Origin of the sequence: Neorhizobium galegae, from assembly GCF_017877135.1 — a bacterium.
Lineage (GTDB): Bacteria > Pseudomonadota > Alphaproteobacteria > Rhizobiales > Rhizobiaceae > Neorhizobium > Neorhizobium galegae_A.
In genome coordinates, this window is record NZ_JAGIPH010000002.1 from 172,524 (window position 1) to 189,847 (window position 17,324).

Consider the following 17,324-nt stretch of genomic DNA (forward strand, 5'->3'; position numbering starts at 1 on the left):
CAAAAGCTGTCCGCCGCGGCATCATTGCGTCTCGACATTCACCACGTGGATGCTACCGTCAGGCCTTTGCTTCAAAAGGTGATTTGATGATGGCAGAGACTGATTACCCCCGCGATCTCAAGGGCTATGGGCGTCATATTCCGCATCCCGTCTGGCCCGGCGATGCGCGGGTAGCCGTGCAATTCGTGATCAACTACGAGGAGGGCGGCGAAAGCTCCATTCTCGACGGCGATCCGGCCTCTGAAAACCTGCTGTCGGAAATCGTCGGCGCGGCCCCCTGGCCGGGCCAGCGCAATCTCAACATGGAAAGCATCTACGAATACGGCTCGCGCGCCGGGTTCTGGCGCCTGCACCGGCTGTTCACCGGCCTGAACGTGCCCTGCACCGTCTATGGGGTAACGCTTGCCATGCTGCGCAACCCCGAAGCCGTGGCTGCCATGAACGAGGCGGGCTGGGAAATAGCCTCCCACGGCTATCGCTGGCACGAATACAAGGATTACCCGGAGGAACTGGAGCGCCAGCACATTCTGGATGCCGTGCGCCTGCACACGGAGGTCGCCGGCGAGCGGCCCTACGGAATGTACCAGGGCAAGCCTTCGGTGAACACCTTGCGGCTGGTGCAGGAGGAGGGCGGTTTTCTCTATTCCTCCGACAGCTATGCCGATGACCTGCCGTTCTGGGTGAAGGGCGTGGACGGCAAGCCGTTCCTCATCATTCCCTACACGCTCGACGCCAATGACATGCGTTTTGCAACGCCGCAGGGTTTCAATTCGGGCGACCAGTTCTATTCTTACCTGAAGGACACATTCGATACGCTCTATCTGGAAGGCCAGGAAGGGGCACCGAAGATGATGTCTGTCGGCCTGCATTGCCGCCTTGTCGGGCGTCCGGGCCGTATCGCCGCGCTGAAGCGCTTCATGGAATATGTGCTGTCACACGAAAAAGTCTGGATCCCGAAACGCATCGAGATCGCCCGCCACTGGCACGCGCATCACAAACCGGACAGTCTCTGATGATCTCGCGAGATGAATTTGTCGACCGCTTCGGCGGTGTCTTCGAACATTCACCTTTTATTGCCGAGCGTGCCTATGATGACGGCATGGTTCTCGGCAACCATCTGAACGTCGACCGCGTGCATGCGGCCCTGGTGGCGGTGTTTCGCACCGCAACCGCCAAGGAGAAACTTGGCGTTCTGCGCGCTCACCCCGATCTTGCCGGAAAGCTTGCGATTTCCGGCGGTCTGACCGAGGACAGCGCCCGCGAACAGGCGGGTGCCGGCCTTGATCGGCTGAGCCCGCAGGAGCACGCCCGCTTTACCGAGCTGAACACGGGCTATGTCGAAAAATTCGGCTTTCCCTTCATCATCGCCGTGAAGGGGCTGAACAAGAACGACATTCTGGCAGCCTTCGAGGCCCGCATCGGCAACAGTCGCGAGACGGAGTTCGAGACGGCCTGCGCGCAGGTGGAGCGCATCGCGCTGCTGCGGCTCGAAGGCCTGCTGCCGGATCCGTGAAGACGGCTTTGCGCCCAAGGCAACGTCGCTTATAGTCGTCGCTGCAGAAGGATGTTTTTATGCGCCCATCGGAAGTGCTGGAGAAAAACCGGGACGTCATTCGCCGCCTTGTGGCAAAGCACAAGGTCACCAATCCGCGTGTCTTCGGCTCTGTCGCACGCGGTGAGGATCGCGAGGATAGCGATCTTGATATCTTGGTGGATACACTTCCTGACACGACGCTGTTTGATCTGGGCGGGCTGCAATCCGACCTTGAAAAACACCTCGAAATCCGGATCGACGTCGCCACGTCGGGCCGTCTTCGGCCGCGCGTGCGCGATCGGATCATGGCCGAGGCCCGCGTCATATGACGGCACAGCGCCTGCTGGACTATATTGAGCAGATGGAGAAGGCGGCCACCAGTGCCCTTTCGTTTGCCGCCGGTATGACGCGCCATGATTTTCTTGCCGATGCCAAAACGCAAATGGCGGTGGCGATGAGCTTCGTCATCCTGGGCGAGAGCGTATCGCGCATTCTCGCCGTTGATCCCCACATTGAGGACAACCATCCCCAGGTGCCGTGGATGAAGATCAAAGGGATGCGAAATCTGATCGCCCATGACTATTTCGAGCTTGAACTCGATGTGGTCTGGAAAACCATGCAAGAGCAACTTCCGCTGCTGGTGTCGCAGTTGCGGGATTTGCGCCAGATCCATGCCCAGGGTGAATGAATTTCGATGCCGACCACGCTCCCCGTTCGTGCGCTGACGCGCGATGCCTTCCTGCCCTTCGGCGACGTGATCGAGGCCGATCCCGCCACAATGAAGCTCATCAATGGCGGCAATACCGAGCGGTTTCATGCGCTCGGGAGCACTGAAGCGCTGGGCGAGGGCGCCCGCGTCATCCTCAACATCTTTCGCGGCCAGCCACGCAGCTTCCCCTATTCCGTGACCATGATGGAGCGTCACCCTTACGGCAGCCAGAGCTTTTCGCCGCTTTCCGGCCGACCCTATCTGGTCGTGGTGTCGGAGGATGAGGGTGGGCGCCCAGGCGTGCCGCAGGCATTTCTGGCACGTGGCGATCAGGGCGTGAACTATCGGGCCAATGTCTGGCACCATCCCCTGATGACGATCGGTGCCGCCAGCGACTTCCTGGTTGTCGATCGCGACGGGCCCGGCAACAATCTGGAAGAATTCTTCTTCGATCAGCCTTTTCTCATCAGCGAGCCACACTCATGACCGGATTGACCACGCATGTTCTCGACACGGCCCTTGGCACGCCTGCGCAAGGGCTGCGCATCGACCTCTTCCGATTGGACGGCGAAGGCCGTGACCTATTGAAGAGCGTTGTGACCAATGCCGACGGGCGTGTTGATGGAGGTCCCATTCTGGTTGGCGAGGATTTCAAGGCCGGCATCTACGAGCTGGTGTTTCATGCCGGCGATTACCTGCGCACGGTGCAGGCGCCGCTTGCCGAGCCGGCGTTTCTGGACGTGATCCCGATCCGCTTCGGCATTGCCGATGAAGCGGGGCACTATCACGTGCCGCTTCTCATCTCGCCCTATGGCTATTCCACCTATCGCGGGAGCTGACCGGATGCGTTTTGCCGCCATCGCCGACATTCATGGCAATTGTGCCGCCCTGGAGGCCGTGCTGCTCGACATCGGCGCGCAGGGCATTGCCACCAACGCCATCGTCAACCTGGGCGACTGTTTTTCCGGCCCGCTGGAAGCCGACCGTGTCGCGGACCTGCTGATCTCGCTCGATCTTCCAACCGTGCGTGGCAACCATGATCGTTATCTGATCGAGCAGGCGCGGGCGGACATGTACGCCTCGGATGCCGCCGCCTATGACCTGCTTTTGCCAGACCATCTGGAATGGCTGAACAGCCTGCCGGTCTCGCTCACCTGGCAACGCGACGTCTATCTTTGTCATGCGACACCGGACGACGATAACACCTACTGGCTGGAAAGCGTCTCGCCGGACGGCGCCGTGCATCTGCGGCCACGCGCCGAGATCGAGGCGCGCGCCGAAGGCATTTCGCAGTCGCTCATCCTCTGCGGCCATTCGCACCTGCCGCGCGCGGTGCAACTGTCGGACGGCCGGCTGATCGTCAATCCCGGCAGCGTCGGCTGCCCGGCCTATGACGACGATACCCCGGTCTACCACCGCGTCGAGGCCGGAACGCCGATGGCCTCCTATGCCATCTGCGAAACGGGTGATGCCGGCTGGACCGTCAGTTTTCGCCTGGTCCGCTACGACAACATGGCGCAGTCACGCCTCGCAGACGAAAACGGCCGCCCTGATTGGGCGGCCGGTCTGGCGACGGGGTGGCTGGCGTAACGCCTCGCCTCAATACGGCGAATGCGCAATAATATCCTTGCCCACGGCCTTGATGTCGCGCTTTCCGCAAAGCGCCATGGTGATGTCCATCTCCTTGGCGATGATGGATAGCGCAAGCTCGACGCCTTCCTTGCCCATGGCGCCGAGGCCGTAGAGGAAGGGGCGGCCTATATAGGTGCCCTTGGCGCCGAGCGCGACGGCCTTCAGCACGTCCTGGCCGGAGCGGATGCCGCTATCCAGATGCACTTCGATGCGCTCGCCCACGGCATCGACGATCTTCGGCAGCATGCTGATGGCAGAGGGTGCGCCGTCGAGCTGGCGTCCGCCATGGTTGGAGACGATGATGGCATCGGCGCCGGTGTCGGCAGCGGCGCGCGCATCCTCCTCGTCGAGAATGCCCTTGATGATCAGCTTGCCCTGCCAACGTTCCTTGATCCAGGCGATATCGGCCCAGGAGAGTCGCGGATCGAACTGTTCGGCCGTCCACACGCTGAGCGAGGAGAGGTCGGAGACATTTTTGGCATGGCCAACGATATTGCCGAAACCGTGGCGCTTGGTGCGCGCCATGTCGAGGCACCATTTGGGCCGCGTTGCCATCTGCCAGATATGCTTGGGCGTGAATTTCGGCGGGGCCGACAGGCCGTTTCGCAAATCCTTGTGGCGCTGGCCGAGAATCTGCAGGTCGGCGGTGACGACAAGCGCCGAGCAGCCTGCGGTCTTGGCGCGTTCGATGAGGTTTTCGATGAAGGCGCGGTCCTTCATCACGTAAAGCTGGAACCAGAACGGCTTGGTGGTGACGGAGGCGACGTCCTCGATCGAGCAGATGCTCATCGTCGAGAGCGTGAAGGGCACGCCGAACTCTTCGGCAGCCTTGGCCGCCAGCATCTCGCCATCGGCATGCTGCATGCCGGTCATGCCTGTCGGGGCAAGCGCCACCGGCATCGTCACCGGGTGGCCGATCATCTCACTTTTCAGCGACCGGTTCGTCATGTCCACCAGCACCCGCTGGCGCAGCTTGATCGCCGCAAAATCCTGCTCGTTTGCCCGGTATGTCCCCTCCGTCCACGAGCCGCTGTCGGCATAATCGAAGAACATCTTTGGCACGCGGCGGCGGGCGAGGTTTTTGAGGTCGGCAATGGTGAGCGGCTTGGACATGGGTGCGGTATTCTCCTCCGAAGGGCTTGCTAGATCACTAGCATATGGGGCGGGTGAGGAAAGCGAATTCCTTAAGAAGCAATCCAGGCGAGGCCCCCTGTGACACATTGTCTTGAGTATGATATAGGGTACTAAAACCAGACCGTAAAAAGGTGTCAAATGCAGCGTGTGGAAGCCGAAGTGGCGGTCAGTGTCTCCGATATGAAGAAGAACCCGACCGCTGTCGTGGACGGGGCAAACGGACAGGCGGTTGCCGTCCTCAACCATAACCGAGTGATCGCCTACATGGTGCCGGCGCGGACATACGAAGCGCTGATGGATGCGCTTGACGACCAGACGCTTGCCGAAATTGCACGGGCACGGGCAGGGGATAAGGGCGTTCCGGTCGAACTCGATGACCTATAGGCTCGAGTTCCTGCCCGTAGCCCTCAAGGAATGGGAAAAACTCGGGGATACGTTGCGCGCCCAGTTCAAGCGCAAACTGGCTGAGCGGCTGGAGCATCCACGTGTCGCTGCCGATCTCCTGCGTGGCATGCCCGATCACTATAAGATCAAACTGCGCGCCGCCGGATATCGGCTGGTCTACCGGGTGGAAGACACACGCATCACCGTGGTTGTCGTTGCCGTCGGCAAGCGGGAGCGTTCGGCTGTCTACAAGGCCAGCCAAACGCGGTCATAGCCCGCTCTTCATCGCCCGTCCCGCCACATAAGTCTCCATCACGCTGCGGTCATCCCCCAGCGTCTGCAGCAGGAAAAGCTCCTCCGGCAGCGTGCTGATCGTTTCCATGCGCAGTTTCATCGCGGGGGTCGCTGCGGCATCGAGCACCACAATGTCGGCGTCTGTGCCTTCCTCCAAGGTGCCGATGCGGTCTGCGAGCGACAGCGCTTCGGCATTGCCGCGCGTCATGTGATAAAAACTGTCGAGCGGGTTCAGGCGCTCGCCGAGCAGCTGCTGGATCTTGTAGCCTTCGTCCAGCGTCTTCAGCATGGAATAGCTGGAGCCGCCGCCGATATCGGTGGCGACCCCGATCCGCACCGGCTTTTCCCGGCGTGCGAGCGCCTTCAGCGGAAACAGGCCCGAGCCGAGAAAGAGGTTGGAGGTCGGGCAATGCACCGCCACCGAGCCGGTGTCTGCCAGCACGTCTGCCTCGCGCTCCGACAGATGGATGGCATGGCCGAGCAGGGTCTTCTTTCCGAGAAGTCCGTAGCGGGCATAGATATCGGTGTAGTCGGTCGCTTCAGGGTAAAGCTCGCAGGTGTAGCGGATCTCGTCGTGGTTTTCCGACAGATGTGTCTGGATATGCAGGTCGGGAAATTCTTGCGCCAGCGCCTGCGCGGCGCTCATCTGGCCCGGCGTCGAGGTGATGGCAAAACGCGGCGTGATCGCGACGTGGTTTCTGCCCTTGCCGTGCCATTCCTCGATCACCGCGCGGGTTTCGTCATAACCGAGCTGGGCGGTGTCGAGCAGGCCCTGCGGTGCGTTGCGGTCCATCATCACCTTGCCGCCCACCATCAGCATGTTGCGGCGCATGGCTTCGGCAAAGAAGGCATCGGCGGAGGTTTTGTGAACCGAGCAATAGGCAACGGCCGTGGTCGTTCCCTGGCGCAGGAATTCGTCATAAAAATGCGTGGCGATGCGTGCCGCATGGGCGGTTTCCACGAAGCGGCATTCCTCGGGAAACGTGTAGGTGTCCAGCCATTCGAGCAGGTTTGCGGCGTAGGAGGCAATCACCTGCATCTGCGGAAAATGCACATGCGTGTCGATGAGGCCGGGCAGGATGAGGTGCGGGCGGTGATCCACCTCCTCGGCGGTCTCAGGAGCGTGCGCCTTCACGTCGCGATAAGCGCCGGCTTTGACGATGCGACCATCCTTGATCAGCAGCCCGCCATCCTCCTCATAGAGGTAGCTTGCGGTATCGGCGAGGCTTTCGGGCGCGCGGTGGAAGGACAGAAGGCGGCCGCGCAGGAGAAGGCATGTCATTATCGTGTGGCTCCGGTGGCGCTCTCATACCACGCGGTCAGAAGCTTGCGCTCCTCCGGCGTGATGGCTGTGATATTGCCGGGCGGCATGGCATGGCTGCGGCCGGCCTGGATATAGATCTCGTGGGCATGGGCGGCAATCTCGCCATCCGTTTCGAATTTTACCCCTTTTGGCGCAAAACTGATGCCCTCCCATGCGGGTTCTGCCGCATGGCACATGGCGCAGCGCCCCTGCACGACATCGCGGGCGGAGGCGAAATGCACGTCGCTCGCAAATTTCTGCTGGACGGGCGACAGCGAAACCTCCGTCTCGCCCGTCAGCACTTTTGGCACGGTCGACAGCCACATGATGAGGATGAACAGGATCACCGTGACGAGCCATGTCCAGGTCGGCTTTCCCTTGCGGGCATGGGTGGTGTTGAACCAGTGGCGGATCGTGACGCCCATCAGAAACACCAGCGCAGCGATGATCCAGTTAAACTGCGTACCAAAGGCCAGCGGATAATGGTTCGACAGCATGAAGAAGATGACGGGCAGCGTCAGGTAGTTGTTGTGCAGCGAGCGCTGCTTGGCGATGCGGCCATATTTCGGATCGGGCGTGCGCCCGGCAATCAGGTCGGCGACGACGATCTTCTGGTTGGGAATGATGATGAAGAAGACATTGGCCGACATGATGGTGGCGGTGAAGGCGCCGAGATGCAGGAAGGCGGCGCGGCCGGTAAACACCTGTGTATAGCCCCAGGCCATGGCGACCAGCACGACATAGAGGAGCGCCATCAGGCCCCAGGTATTATTGCCGATGGGTGATTTGCAGAGCTGGTCATAGATGATCCAGCCAACCGACAGCGAGGCGATGGACAGACAGATCGCCTGCCAGGGGGCCAGTTCCAGAATGCTGTGGTCGATGAGGAAGAGATCCGCGCCGCCATAATAGACGATCGCGAGCATCAGGAAGCCGGACATCCAGGTGGCATAACTTTCCCACTTGAACCAGGTCAGGTGCTCCGGCATGGAGGCTGGCGCCACGAGATATTTCTGGATGTGGTAGAAGCCGCCGCCATGCACCTGCCATTCCTCGCCATAGGCGCCGGCCGGCAGATGGGGACGTTTCACCAGCCCGAGATCGAGTGCGATGAAATAGAAGGACGAACCGATCCAGGCAATCGCAGTGATCACATGCAGCCAGCGCGCGGCAAAGCTCAGCCATTCCCAGGCGATGGCATATTCGTACATTCCAGAATCCCTTCTTGTTCCCCGGCCAGATACTTTGCGAAAATTTTAAGACGAAGGGAAGCGGAAAGGGTGCGCCGCAACAGATGCCATGCGGTGAAAACGGCCGCGGGCGAGGCTGGCGCGAGGCTGTCGGCAACTGTCATTTGTGCATCGCGACAAATGCGGCTTAGCCGCTGCATGCGAATGCGCTAAAGTGGTCGTCGCAATGCAGCCGGTGAAGGCAAGCATGCCACCGGCGATGACATGCACGCATCAACGGAGAGTAAGCTCATGCGAGGCATTCCGATACTGATGGTGGTTGCGTCTGCGTTCCCGTCCGGCCTTTTCGCCCATGAGGCGCTGTCCGGGTGGAAGTATGAAGCCTTCTGTTGCAATGGCAACGAGCACAATGGCGATTGCCAGATGATCTCGACGAAGAATGTCAAGGTGACGCCGCAGGGCTATGATATCTCGCTGCGGCCCGGCGAACACCGGCTGGTGACGCGGAGCCACGAATTTATCGTGCCGCAGAGCCAGACGCGCCGCAGTGGCGACGAGGACTATCATCTCTGTCTCTATCCGAATGAGGATACGCTGCGCTGCTTCTACGCGCCGGACATGGGCTATTGACCCGGTGACACCCAAGCCGGCAGGGTCTTCGCGATCCACTCGCGGAAGGCGATCACCTTTGCCGATTTCCGGCGGCTTTTCGGCGAGATCAGCCAGTAGCTCAGGTCGTCCGTCTTGAAGACATCGAAGGGCAGGATCAGGCGGCCGGCCTCCAGTTCCTCGCGGTGAAGAAACGGGCTGAGCAGCGCCACGCCGTGGCCGGCAATGGCGGCGCTGCCTTCCAGATCCAGCGCACCGTCGGCATCGATGGTGATCGTGCTGGGGAGGGCAGTGTCGATGCCGTTCGAGCGAAACCAGATCCCCCACCATTTGCTGCTGGCGCCGATCAGCGGCAGTTTCAGAAGATCCGCCGGGGTGGTTGCGCCGCCGATTGTCTCGGCGAGCTTCGGGCTCAGCATGGGTGCATAGGTGAGCCGGAACAGTTCCTGCGCCTCCATATCCGCCGGCGGCCGCTCGCCCCGCCAGATGGCGACATCGGCATTGTCGATGCTGAACTCCGCCGGTTTGTCCATGCGCAGGATACGCACCGCCAGCCCCGGATGCTGCAACTGGAAGGCGCCGATATGGCGAGCAAGCCAGTGAGAGGCAAAGGTCGGCGTCGAACGGATTTCCAGAATGCCGTCCGCCTGTTCGCGTGCGTCGGCCAGCGCATCGGTCAGGAGTGCAAACGCGTCCACGATCTTCGGCAGCATGCGCTCGCCGGTCGCCGTCAGGATGCTGCGCCGCGCCTGCCGGAGAAACAGCATCTCGCCGACATGCTCCTCCAGAAGCCTGATCTGGTAGCTGACCGCCGTTTGCGTCATGCCGAGTTCCTCGCCCGCTCTGGTGAAGCTGCCAAGCCGCGCCACGGACTCAAACACCCGGATCGCGTTGAGCGGCACCTTGCGTGACAGCTTCATCGATAAGCTCTCTTTCTGGCTGCTGTTTTCGATTGAATTGGTATGTCGCCGTAAACGGATGGTATGTCATCGCATATCGGCTCATCTGTCGAGCCAGATATCAAAAAAACATAGATTTGGAGACGATGATGGCGGTCTGGACCAGAGGTTCTGCCGGGTGGAGACGCGTGTTCTCGTTCTGGCTGAAACCGGCGTGGCGGCGTTCACCAATTCCTGTCACTGAACTGCCCGATGCGCTGCGCATCGATGTATCGGCGCCACCGCCACAGCTCCCGGCACGACAGGACGAGCTGTGGGAGCGCATTCGCACGGCGCGATTGCCACGGCTTTGATGCCTTTTGCGTCACGCCGTGCTGTCGGGCGGGCCCGCATCAAAATCCGGCAGCGCCTTCTTGAGGAAGTCGCGGAAGGCGCGGATCTTGGCGGTGTGGCGGCGCGCGTGCGGATAGACCAGCCAGTAGTGCGATCCATCCTCGCAGGTCAGCGGAAAGGGCTGGATGAGCCGACCCATCGCCACGTCGTCCTGGTAGAATTCCGGGCGCAGAATGGCCACGCCATGACCGGCCATGGCGGCGGCCGCTTCGACGGACTGCGCGCCAAGCCGGGTGCGTGACCGGTCTTCGAGCGGCGCATCGGGATGGCCGGCCGCCGTAAACCACAGCCTCCACCAGGGATCGCTCGGATCGATGATCTTCAGCTTCAGGAGATCGAGCGGTTCCCTGACGCCGCCGATCGTCTCGGCAAGCTTGGGGGAGAGCATCGGCGTAAAATGATTGCGCATGACGAAATGCGCCTGCAGGCCAGGCCATTCGCCCTTGCCGGATCGAATGGCAAGATCCGCCTCGGTCTTTGAAAAATCGATGACCTCCTGCGAGGTCTCCAGGCGCACCGCAAGGTTTGGATTGTCGAGCTGGAAAATGCCGAGATGACGCGCCAGCCACTGGCTGGCAAAGGTGGTTGTGGCGTGAATGATGAGGGTGCCGTCGGCAACGCCCTGCATCTCGCTGACGGCCGACCGCAGCAGGTCAAACCCGTCGGACACCTTGGGCGCCAGCCGCTGCCCGGCGTCTGTCAGCAGGATCTTGCGCGGCTGGCGCAGGAACAGGATTTCGCCCAGCGTATCCTCCAGCAGTTTCACCTGGTAGCTCACGGCCGTCTGTGTCAGGCCAAGTTCTTCGCCGGCCTTGGTAAAGCTCAGGTGGCGCGCCACCGCCTCGAACACCCGCAAGGCATTCAGCGGGAACTGTTTCGACATTTTCATTGCATCAATCCTCTTGATCCATGCAGACGAAGCTTCGATTGGATCCTCGCCGTCTTTTCCCGCATCCTAAAGACAATTCACTCGACAGGATAGAGGGAGCAAGTCCATGAGTTTGCACGAAATTAGAGGTGTCGTACGGCCGAGACTGCTGCTTGATATGTGGCGCCGGATCGGCGTGTGGCTTGGCGGAAAGAGCAGGCCACGCAGCAATGCGCTTCATCTGGAGGAGATGCCGGCATCGCAGTTGCAGGACATCGGGTTTTGCGATGGGCGCCAGACACGTCACGGTGTGCCGCACAAGACCGCCTTTGACGCTGCCCGCGATGCCATGCTGCGCCGGTCGTTATGAAGATGCGCCGGGGAGGCTCGCATAAACGGCGAGCAGTTCGGCGGCCACCAGCGCTGCGATGACGGCTGGACGCTTGTCACGCACCGTTGTGCCCCCTATGGGCAGGATGAGCCGATCGGCGGAGAGGACGCCGTCCGTTTCCCGCGCCAGCCAGTTTCGGAACGTTGCGCGCTTGGTGGCCGAACCGATCATGCCGACATAAGGCAGATCGGTGCGGGAAAGCGCCTCGCGGGCGATCAGAAAATCCAGCGCGTGATCGTGGGTGAGGATGAGGACGGCGCTGCCGGGGGCAAGGTTTTTAACCAGCGCTTCCGGCATGGCGACATGGTGCGTTTTTACGCCCTCGGGCAAGCCTTCCAGCGCCTCGGCGCGCGTCTCGACCACGGTAACGGCAAAGGGCAGGGGCAGGAGCGTGCGCGCCAGCGCCTGCCCGACATGGCCAGCGCCGAACAGCATGACTCCGGGGAAGGCGGCAGACTCTGCGGCAGCGCGTGCCCGAAGGTCAGCGGCCATCTGTGGCGTCACCGTCTCGAAACTCAGCAGCGTGCGCCCGCCGCAGCACTGGCCGATATCAGGGCCGAGCGGAATGTCCATCTCGCCCAGACCTTGGCCGTCGAGCATGCGACGTGCATTGTCGATGGCCATGAATTCCAGCTGCCCACCGCCGATCGTGCCCCAGCTTGCGGTGGGGGCAACGAGCATGATGGCGCCTGCCTCACGCGGCGTCGATCCCTTGGCCTGGCGGATCGTCACGCAGACGCAAGCGGAATGCCTGTTGAGAAACAGTTCTAGCCCGGCGTCAGACATCGTCGCCCTGGCGGAAGACGCCAACCAGTTCGAACCTCAGCCCGTCCGGGTCGTAGATCGTCGCGCCGGTTCCGGAAAAATAGTTGGCGACGATCTGGTCGGTGAGGCGCGAGCCGAAGCCGCGGCGCGTCGGGGCGGAAACCGGCGGTCCACCTCTTTCGTGCCAGGTAAAGCGAAAGGCATTGTCCGCCCCGGCCGACCAGATGATATCGATGGTTCCGCTGCCATTGGACAGCGCGCCATATTTCAGCGCATTGGTGGCAAGTTCATAGACGGCAAGAGACAGGCCAACAGCTTGCTGCGGCGAAACGCGAACGTCCGGACCGGAGATGCGGACGCGTGCGGGATCATCCACATGGGCTGCCATGCTTTCCGTCACGATCGCCTCGATCAGCGCATCGTTTTCCGACTGGTGAATGAGGCTTTGGGCCTTGCCAAGCGCTGCAACACGGTTTCCAAGCGTCAGGCGCGCTTCTTCCAGCGTCTGGGCATGGCGCATGGTGGCGCTGACAACGGCGGTAGTGACAGCCATGGTGTTCTTGACCCGATGCACCAGTTCCCGCCGCAGCATTTCCTGCTCACGCTGGCTCTTGACGAGGGGCGTTGTGTCGACGGCGACATTGATCAGGCCGCGCACCATGCCCTCGTCATCGTAAAGCGGGCTATAGGAAAAGGTCCAGAAGGTTTCCTCCGGATAGCCGTTGCGCGTCATGATGAGGCGCATGTTTTCGACAAAGGTGCTCTTGCCCGACAGTGCCTGATCCACCAGCGGTTTTACGTCGTCCCAGACGTCGGACCAGATGATGTGGAACGGTTGCCCAAGGGCGCCCGCCTCCTTCGCGCCGAGAAACGGCCGATAGGCATCGTTATAAAGCATGTTGAGGTCGGGCCCCCAGAAAAGGCAGATCGAATGCCCCTGCTGGACCATCATCTGCAAGATGGCGCGCAGCGACGAGGGCCAGGTGTCGATGTCACCGAGCCCCGTGCGGGACCAGTCGAACAGGCGGATCGCCTGTCCCATCTGGCCGCCGTCTTTCGGGAATTCCTTCACTGCGTCTTGTCTCCGACCGCATTTCATAGGGTTTCAACCTTATCGATCGCAACCGGTGTCCGATAGGGCGCATGTGCGGCCGGGTGAGGGTTATAATGCTTTCAGTCTCTCCACCGCCATCAGCACGCGTTCGGGCGTCGCCGGTGCATCGAGCCGCGGGCAGACGGTGTAATCGGCGATGGAAGCCACCGCCATGGAAATCGCCTCCAGCACCGAAATCGCCAGCATGAAGGGCGGCTCGCCGACAGCCTTGGAGCGGCCGATGGTGGGCTCGCGGTTTTCCGACCATTCGGCCAGCTTCACGTTGAAAATCTTGGGCCGGTCGGAGGCAAGCGGGATCTTGTAGGTGGAGGGGGCATGCGTGCGAAGCCTGCCCTTGCCATCCCACCACAATTCCTCCGTCGTCAGCCAGCCCATGCCCTGCACGAAGGCGCCTTCCACCTGCCCGATGTCGATGATCGGGTTCAGCGAGCGGCCGACATCATGCAGGATGTCGGTGCGCTCCACCATGTATTCGCCCGTCAGCGTGTCGATGGAAACTTCCGAGCAGGCGGCGCCATAGGCGTAGTAATAGAAGGGGCGGCCGCGGCCGGCGGCGCGATCCCAGTGGATTTTCGGCGTCTTGTAGAAACCGGCGGCAGACAGTTGCACGCGGTCGAAATAGGCGGCCTTCACCAGTGCGTCGAAGGAGATCGTGTCGGTGCCGACGCGCACCCGGTTGGGCAGGAATTCCACATCGGTTGCCGTCACTTGCCATTTGCGGCAGGCGAACTCGACGAGCCTCTCGCGGATCTGGCGTGCGGCATCATAGGCGGCCATGCCGTTGAGGTCCGAGCCGGAGGAAGCGGCGGTGGCAGAGGTGTTCGGCACCTTGCCGGTCGTCGTCGCGGTGATCTTCACCCGCTCGATATCGACATTGAAGGCATCCGCCACCACCTGCGCCACCTTGGTATAGAGGCCCTGGCCCATCTCGGTGCCGCCGTGGTTCAGATGGATCGAGCCATCGGAATAGACATGCACGAGGGCCCCCGCCTGGTTGAAGGCGGTCATGGTGAAGGATATGCCGAATTTGACCGGGGTGAGCGCAATGCCCTTGCGGATGACCGGGCTGTTCCTGTTGAAATCGATGATCGCCTGGCGGCGCGCGCGGTAGTCGCTGGAGGCTTCCAGTTCCTCCACCACGCGCAGGATTACATTGTCCTCCACTTCCTGGTGATAGGGGGTGAGCGTGCGGCCGGACCCCGTCTCGCCATAGAAATTCAGCTTGCGCACGTCGAGCGGGTCCTTTCCCACCGCATAGGCGATTTCCTCGATGAAGCGCTCGCCGCCGAGCAGACCCTGCGGCCCGCCGAACCCGCGAAAGGCGGTGTTGGAGCAGGTATGCGTTTTCAGCGGCTGCGAGGTCAGGTGCACATGCGGATAGAAATAGCTCGAATCGGCATGAAACAGCGCGCGGTCGGTGACGGGGCCGGACAGATCCGAGGAAAAGCCGCAGCGCGCCGCAAAGGTCGCATCCACCGCATGGATGCGGCCTTCCTCGTCGAAGGCCAGATCGTAATCGACGCGGAAATCATGGCGCTTGCCGGTGACGGCCATGTCCTCGTCGCGGTCGGGGCGAAATTTGACGGCGCGGTTCAGCTTCTTGGCGGCAACGGCGGCGAGGCAGGCAAAATGGTTGCCCTGCGTTTCCTTGCCGCCGAACCCGCCGCCCATGCGCCGCGTGTTGACGGTCACGGCATGGTTTGCGCAGGCCAGCACATGCGCCACCATATGCTGCACCTCGGTCGGATGCTGGGTGGAGGACCAGACTGTGACATCCTCGTCTTCGCCGGGAATGGCAAGCGCGATCTGGCCTTCGAGGTAGAAATGCTCCTGCCCGCCGATCACCATGCGGTTCTGGATGCGAAGCGGCGGCCGGTTGATTTCGGTCTCCGGCTCGCCGCGCTTCAGCGTCATGGGCGAGACGACCATCGGCGCACCATTGGCAAGCGCGCCTTCGATATCGGTCCAGTGGGGCAGGTCGCGGTAGTCGATCCTGGCAAGCCGTGCTGCCCGGCGCGCCGCATCGCGGCTTTCGCCGATCACGACGAAGATCGGCTGGCCGTGGAACTCGATTCTGTCCGTTGCCAGCAGCGGTTCGTCATGGCTGCCGTTGGAGGAGACGTCGTTGACCCCCGGAATGTCGTCTGCCGTCAGCACCGCCACCACGCCGGGGGCGGAGCGCACGGCCGACAAATCGATGGACAGGATTTCGGCATGCGCCCGGTCCGCCATGCCAAGGGCTGCATGCAGCGTGCCGGCGGGCTCGGGCATGTCATCGATATATTCGGCCGTGCCGGTCACATGCTTGTGCGCCGAATCGTGCCGCAGGGAGGCGTGCATCGGGCCGTTGATGGTGGTTTTTGCTTCGAAGGTGGTGTTGTCCATCAGCGGGTTCCTTCGATGACGATATGTTTAGCAAACGGCTGGTGGCGATGACACTGTCCGGCTCGGAAAAGACCCCCTCTGGCTGCCGCCATCTCCCCCACAAGGGGGGAGAGGACCCGCGGCAACGCTCTCGCCAAATGTGAACACTGACGGCGCGGCATGTTAAGCCCCTCCCCCTTGTGGGGAGGGGTTGGGGAGGGGTTTTTCTTTTGCTGACGGGTATAGATCATCATCCTCACGCCTCCTCCACGTCAAACCGCTTCAGCTCATGCGGCTGGCCGGCGGTTTCGAGGAAGAAGCGAGTAAGTAGGTTTCTCGCCGTCAGCGCACGGTATTCGGCGCTGGCACGCCAGTCGGTCAGCGGTTGGTAATCTTCGGCAAAGGCGTCCTGCGCAGAAGCCACCGTGTTCCAGCTCCAGGGCTGGCCGAGAAGGGCGGCTTCCACGGCTTTGGCGCGCTTGGGCGTGCCCGCCATGCCGCCGAAGGCGATGCGGCAGGTCTCGACGCAGCCTTCGCCGTCGAGCGTGATGAGGAAGGCGCCGCAGAGCGCAGAGATATCCTCGTCGCGGCGCTTGGAGATCTTGTAGACCGCGTAAAACGCATCCTCATGCAAGGCCGGCACGACGATCTTTTCGACGAATTCGCCGGGTTGGCGGTCCTGCCGGCCGTAGTCGATGAAGTAATCCTCAAGCGGCAGCGTGCGCGATCCTGTCGCCGAGCGCAGCGTGACGGTTGCCCCGAGCGCAATCAGTGCCGGCGGCATGTCGCCGATCGGCGAGCCATTGGCGATATTGCCGCCGATCGTGCCCATGTTGCGCACCTGCGCGCCGCCGATGCGGTCGATCAGGCGGCCAAGGGCGGGATAGGCAAGGTCGAGAGCGTTCAGCGCATGGGCATAGGTGACGCCGGCCCCGAGCGTGATGCCGGCCTCGTCCTCGGTGATGGTCTGCAGATCCGTCAGCTGGTTGATGAAGACGACCGGATCCAGCTTGCGCATTTGCTTGGTGACCCAGAGCCCGACATCTGTGCCGCCGGCCACCACGGTCGCCTGCGGCTCGCGGGCCAGTGTGTCGGCGAGCGCTGCGAGTGTGCCGGGAATGATGGCGCGATCATTGCCCTTGGTGACGGTGATCGTGTCGGAGGTGGCGCGGATGGTCCATAGCTTTGCCATCACCTCGGCGCGGTCGCGCTCGATCGGGTCGAACAGCGCGCTCGGACGCTCCGCGGCCACCTGTTCAGCCGCCTTCACGATGGGCTCGTAGCCCGTGCAGCGACAGAGATTGCCCTGCAGCGCCTGCTCGATTTCCTCGCGGTTCGGCTCGCCATTGGCCATCCACAGGCCATAGAGCGACATCACGAAGCCCGGCGTGCAGAAGCCGCATTGCGAGCCGTGACAGTCGACCATCGCCTGCTGCACCGGGTGCAGCTTTCCATCCTTCGCAGCCAGATGCTCCACCGTCACCACATGCGTGCCGTGCAGCGAGCCGAGGAACCGGATGCAGGCATTGACGCTCTCATAGCGCAGTGCGCCGCCGACGAGGCGCCCGACCAGCACCGTGCAGGCGCCGCAATCGCCTTCCGCGCAGCCTTCCTTCGAGCCGGTCAGCCGCTTTCTGAGGCGCAGATAATCGAGCAGCGTTTCGGTGGGATGAAAATCCCCCAGCACAATGTCGTCGCCGTTCAGGATGAAGCGGATGGCTGAAGTCATGCGTGCCCCTGC

Annotated in this window: 20 protein-coding genes; 11 read left to right on the plus strand and 9 right to left on the minus strand. The window is 62.1% G+C overall.

Annotation, left to right across the window (positions count from 1 at the left end; genetic code table 11):
• Positions 1–86 precede the first annotated feature (86 nt).
• From puuE to J2858_RS08380, 7 genes are read left to right on the plus strand one after another with little or no spacing between them, the layout of a single operon-like run.
• Positions 87–1,013, plus strand: a complete 927-nt coding sequence (gene puuE / locus J2858_RS08350) for an allantoinase PuuE (protein ID WP_210104341.1) — start codon at positions 87–89, stop codon at positions 1,011–1,013.
• Positions 1,013–1,513 (plus strand): 2-oxo-4-hydroxy-4-carboxy-5-ureidoimidazoline decarboxylase, encoded by a 501-nt coding sequence (gene uraD / locus J2858_RS08355; protein ID WP_210104342.1) that lies wholly within the window; start codon positions 1,013–1,015, stop codon positions 1,511–1,513. The genes puuE and uraD overlap by 1 nt, the downstream gene beginning before the upstream one ends.
• A gap of 59 nt (positions 1,514–1,572) precedes the next feature.
• Positions 1,573–1,863, plus strand: a complete 291-nt coding sequence (locus tag J2858_RS08360) for a nucleotidyltransferase family protein (protein ID WP_210104343.1) — start codon at positions 1,573–1,575, stop codon at positions 1,861–1,863.
• Positions 1,860–2,222 carry a HepT-like ribonuclease domain-containing protein gene (locus tag J2858_RS08365; RefSeq protein ID WP_210104344.1) on the plus strand — a complete coding sequence of 121 codons (363 nt, stop codon included), beginning with the start codon at positions 1,860–1,862 and terminating at the stop codon, positions 2,220–2,222. The genes J2858_RS08360 and J2858_RS08365 overlap by 4 nt, the downstream gene beginning before the upstream one ends.
• 6 nt (positions 2,223–2,228) lie before the next feature.
• Positions 2,229–2,729, plus strand: a complete 501-nt coding sequence (locus tag J2858_RS08370; RefSeq protein ID WP_210104345.1) for an ureidoglycolate lyase — start codon at positions 2,229–2,231, stop codon at positions 2,727–2,729.
• Positions 2,726–3,082 carry a hydroxyisourate hydrolase gene (gene uraH / locus J2858_RS08375; protein WP_210104346.1) on the plus strand — a complete coding sequence of 119 codons (357 nt, stop codon included), beginning with the start codon at positions 2,726–2,728 and terminating at the stop codon, positions 3,080–3,082. The genes J2858_RS08370 and uraH overlap by 4 nt, the downstream gene beginning before the upstream one ends.
• 4 nt (positions 3,083–3,086) lie before the next feature.
• Positions 3,087–3,833: a metallophosphoesterase family protein gene (locus tag J2858_RS08380; RefSeq protein WP_210104347.1), complete on the plus strand. Its 747-nt coding sequence runs from the start codon at positions 3,087–3,089 to the stop codon at positions 3,831–3,833.
• Between the two features lie 9 nt (positions 3,834–3,842).
• On the opposite strand, the gene J2858_RS08385 is transcribed toward J2858_RS08380, so the two are convergent.
• Positions 3,843–4,988, minus strand: a complete 1,146-nt coding sequence (locus J2858_RS08385) for an alpha-hydroxy acid oxidase (protein WP_210104348.1) — start codon at positions 4,986–4,988, stop codon at positions 3,843–3,845.
• A 159-nt stretch (positions 4,989–5,147) separates the two neighbouring features.
• Here J2858_RS08385 and J2858_RS08390 point away from each other — a divergent pair, with 159 nt between their 5' ends.
• Together J2858_RS08390 and J2858_RS08395 are read left to right on the plus strand one after the other, a co-directional pair.
• Positions 5,148–5,393, plus strand: a complete 246-nt coding sequence (locus tag J2858_RS08390; protein WP_210104349.1) for a type II toxin-antitoxin system Phd/YefM family antitoxin — start codon at positions 5,148–5,150, stop codon at positions 5,391–5,393.
• A complete protein-coding gene (locus tag J2858_RS08395; protein WP_210104350.1) occupies positions 5,383–5,667 on the plus strand; it encodes a type II toxin-antitoxin system RelE family toxin in 285 nt (94 codons plus the stop codon). Before J2858_RS08390 ends, J2858_RS08395 begins: the two co-directional genes overlap by 11 nt.
• Here J2858_RS08395 and guaD read toward each other — a convergent pair.
• Together guaD and puuD are read right to left on the minus strand one after the other, a co-directional pair.
• Entirely contained in the window at positions 5,662–6,969 is a 1,308-nt protein-coding gene (guaD, locus tag J2858_RS08400) for a guanine deaminase (protein WP_210104351.1), read from the minus strand. The genes J2858_RS08395 and guaD overlap by 6 nt on opposite strands.
• Positions 6,969–8,201 (minus strand): urate hydroxylase PuuD, encoded by a 1,233-nt coding sequence (puuD, locus tag J2858_RS08405; RefSeq protein ID WP_210104352.1) that lies wholly within the window; start codon positions 8,199–8,201, stop codon positions 6,969–6,971. Before puuD ends, guaD begins: the two co-directional genes overlap by 1 nt.
• Before the next feature lie 270 nt (positions 8,202–8,471).
• Between puuD and J2858_RS08410 the strand changes: the two genes are divergently transcribed.
• Positions 8,472–8,810: a hypothetical protein gene (locus J2858_RS08410; protein ID WP_210104353.1), complete on the plus strand. Its 339-nt coding sequence runs from the start codon at positions 8,472–8,474 to the stop codon at positions 8,808–8,810.
• Here J2858_RS08410 and J2858_RS08415 read toward each other — a convergent pair.
• Positions 8,804–9,709: a LysR substrate-binding domain-containing protein gene (locus tag J2858_RS08415; protein WP_210104354.1), complete on the minus strand. Its 906-nt coding sequence runs from the start codon at positions 9,707–9,709 to the stop codon at positions 8,804–8,806. The two genes, J2858_RS08410 and J2858_RS08415, sit on opposite strands and share 7 nt — an antisense overlap.
• A gap of 343 nt (positions 9,710–10,052) precedes the next feature.
• The gene (locus tag J2858_RS08420) at positions 10,053–10,970 is read right to left on the minus strand and encodes a LysR substrate-binding domain-containing protein (RefSeq protein ID WP_210104355.1); all 918 of its coding nucleotides are present in this window, start codon (positions 10,968–10,970) and stop codon (positions 10,053–10,055) included.
• Positions 10,971–11,076: 106 nt separating this feature from the next.
• Between J2858_RS08420 and J2858_RS08425 the strand changes: the two genes are divergently transcribed.
• Positions 11,077–11,319: a hypothetical protein gene (locus tag J2858_RS08425; protein WP_210104356.1), complete on the plus strand. Its 243-nt coding sequence runs from the start codon at positions 11,077–11,079 to the stop codon at positions 11,317–11,319.
• Here J2858_RS08425 and xdhC read toward each other — a convergent pair.
• The 4 genes from xdhC to xdhA all read right to left on the minus strand — a co-directional run bounded on the left by xdhC (position 11,314) and on the right by xdhA (position 17,312).
• Positions 11,314–12,126 carry a xanthine dehydrogenase accessory protein XdhC gene (gene xdhC, locus J2858_RS08430; RefSeq protein WP_210104357.1) on the minus strand — a complete coding sequence of 271 codons (813 nt, stop codon included), beginning with the start codon at positions 12,124–12,126 and terminating at the stop codon, positions 11,314–11,316. The two genes, J2858_RS08425 and xdhC, sit on opposite strands and share 6 nt — an antisense overlap.
• On the minus strand, positions 12,119–13,177 hold the full coding sequence (locus tag J2858_RS08435; protein ID WP_348635460.1) for a sensor histidine kinase: 1,059 nt from the start codon (positions 13,175–13,177) through the stop codon (positions 12,119–12,121). Before J2858_RS08435 ends, xdhC begins: the two co-directional genes overlap by 8 nt.
• A 90-nt stretch (positions 13,178–13,267) precedes the next feature.
• Positions 13,268–15,604, minus strand: coding sequence for a xanthine dehydrogenase molybdopterin binding subunit (gene xdhB / locus J2858_RS08440; protein ID WP_210104358.1), 2,337 nt, complete (start codon positions 15,602–15,604; stop codon positions 13,268–13,270).
• Between the two features lie 235 nt (positions 15,605–15,839).
• Positions 15,840–17,312, minus strand: coding sequence for a xanthine dehydrogenase small subunit (gene xdhA, locus J2858_RS08445; RefSeq protein WP_210104359.1), 1,473 nt, complete (start codon positions 17,310–17,312; stop codon positions 15,840–15,842).
• Between the last annotated feature and the right edge of the window lie 12 nt (positions 17,313–17,324).

Coding starts and splice junctions, on each gene's coding strand:
- uraH (WP_210104346.1), top strand. CDS start 2,726: ATGACCGGATTGACCACGCATGTTCTCGACACGGCCCTTGGCACGCCT.
- J2858_RS08410 (WP_210104353.1), top strand. CDS start 8,472: ATGCGAGGCATTCCGATACTGATGGTGGTTGCGTCTGCGTTCCCGTCC.
- J2858_RS08360 (WP_210104343.1), top strand. CDS start 1,573: ATGCGCCCATCGGAAGTGCTGGAGAAAAACCGGGACGTCATTCGCCGC.
- J2858_RS08395 (WP_210104350.1), top strand. CDS start 5,383: ATGACCTATAGGCTCGAGTTCCTGCCCGTAGCCCTCAAGGAATGGGAA.
- J2858_RS08425 (WP_210104356.1), top strand. CDS start 11,077: ATGAGTTTGCACGAAATTAGAGGTGTCGTACGGCCGAGACTGCTGCTT.
- J2858_RS08390 (WP_210104349.1), top strand. CDS start 5,148: ATGCAGCGTGTGGAAGCCGAAGTGGCGGTCAGTGTCTCCGATATGAAG.
- J2858_RS08370 (WP_210104345.1), top strand. CDS start 2,229: ATGCCGACCACGCTCCCCGTTCGTGCGCTGACGCGCGATGCCTTCCTG.
- xdhA (WP_210104359.1), bottom strand. CDS start 17,312: ATGACTTCAGCCATCCGCTTCATCCTGAACGGCGACGACATTGTGCTG.
- xdhC (WP_210104357.1), bottom strand. CDS start 12,126: ATGTCTGACGCCGGGCTAGAACTGTTTCTCAACAGGCATTCCGCTTGC.
- J2858_RS08365 (WP_210104344.1), top strand. CDS start 1,860: ATGACGGCACAGCGCCTGCTGGACTATATTGAGCAGATGGAGAAGGCG.
- xdhB (WP_210104358.1), bottom strand. CDS start 15,604: ATGGACAACACCACCTTCGAAGCAAAAACCACCATCAACGGCCCGATG.
- uraD (WP_210104342.1), top strand. CDS start 1,013: ATGATCTCGCGAGATGAATTTGTCGACCGCTTCGGCGGTGTCTTCGAA.
- J2858_RS08420 (WP_210104355.1), bottom strand. CDS start 10,970: ATGAAAATGTCGAAACAGTTCCCGCTGAATGCCTTGCGGGTGTTCGAG.
- puuE (WP_210104341.1), top strand. CDS start 87: ATGATGGCAGAGACTGATTACCCCCGCGATCTCAAGGGCTATGGGCGT.
- puuD (WP_210104352.1), bottom strand. CDS start 8,201: ATGTACGAATATGCCATCGCCTGGGAATGGCTGAGCTTTGCCGCGCGC.
- J2858_RS08385 (WP_210104348.1), bottom strand. CDS start 4,988: ATGTCCAAGCCGCTCACCATTGCCGACCTCAAAAACCTCGCCCGCCGC.
- guaD (WP_210104351.1), bottom strand. CDS start 6,969: ATGACATGCCTTCTCCTGCGCGGCCGCCTTCTGTCCTTCCACCGCGCG.
- J2858_RS08380 (WP_210104347.1), top strand. CDS start 3,087: ATGCGTTTTGCCGCCATCGCCGACATTCATGGCAATTGTGCCGCCCTG.
- J2858_RS08415 (WP_210104354.1), bottom strand. CDS start 9,709: ATGAAGCTGTCACGCAAGGTGCCGCTCAACGCGATCCGGGTGTTTGAG.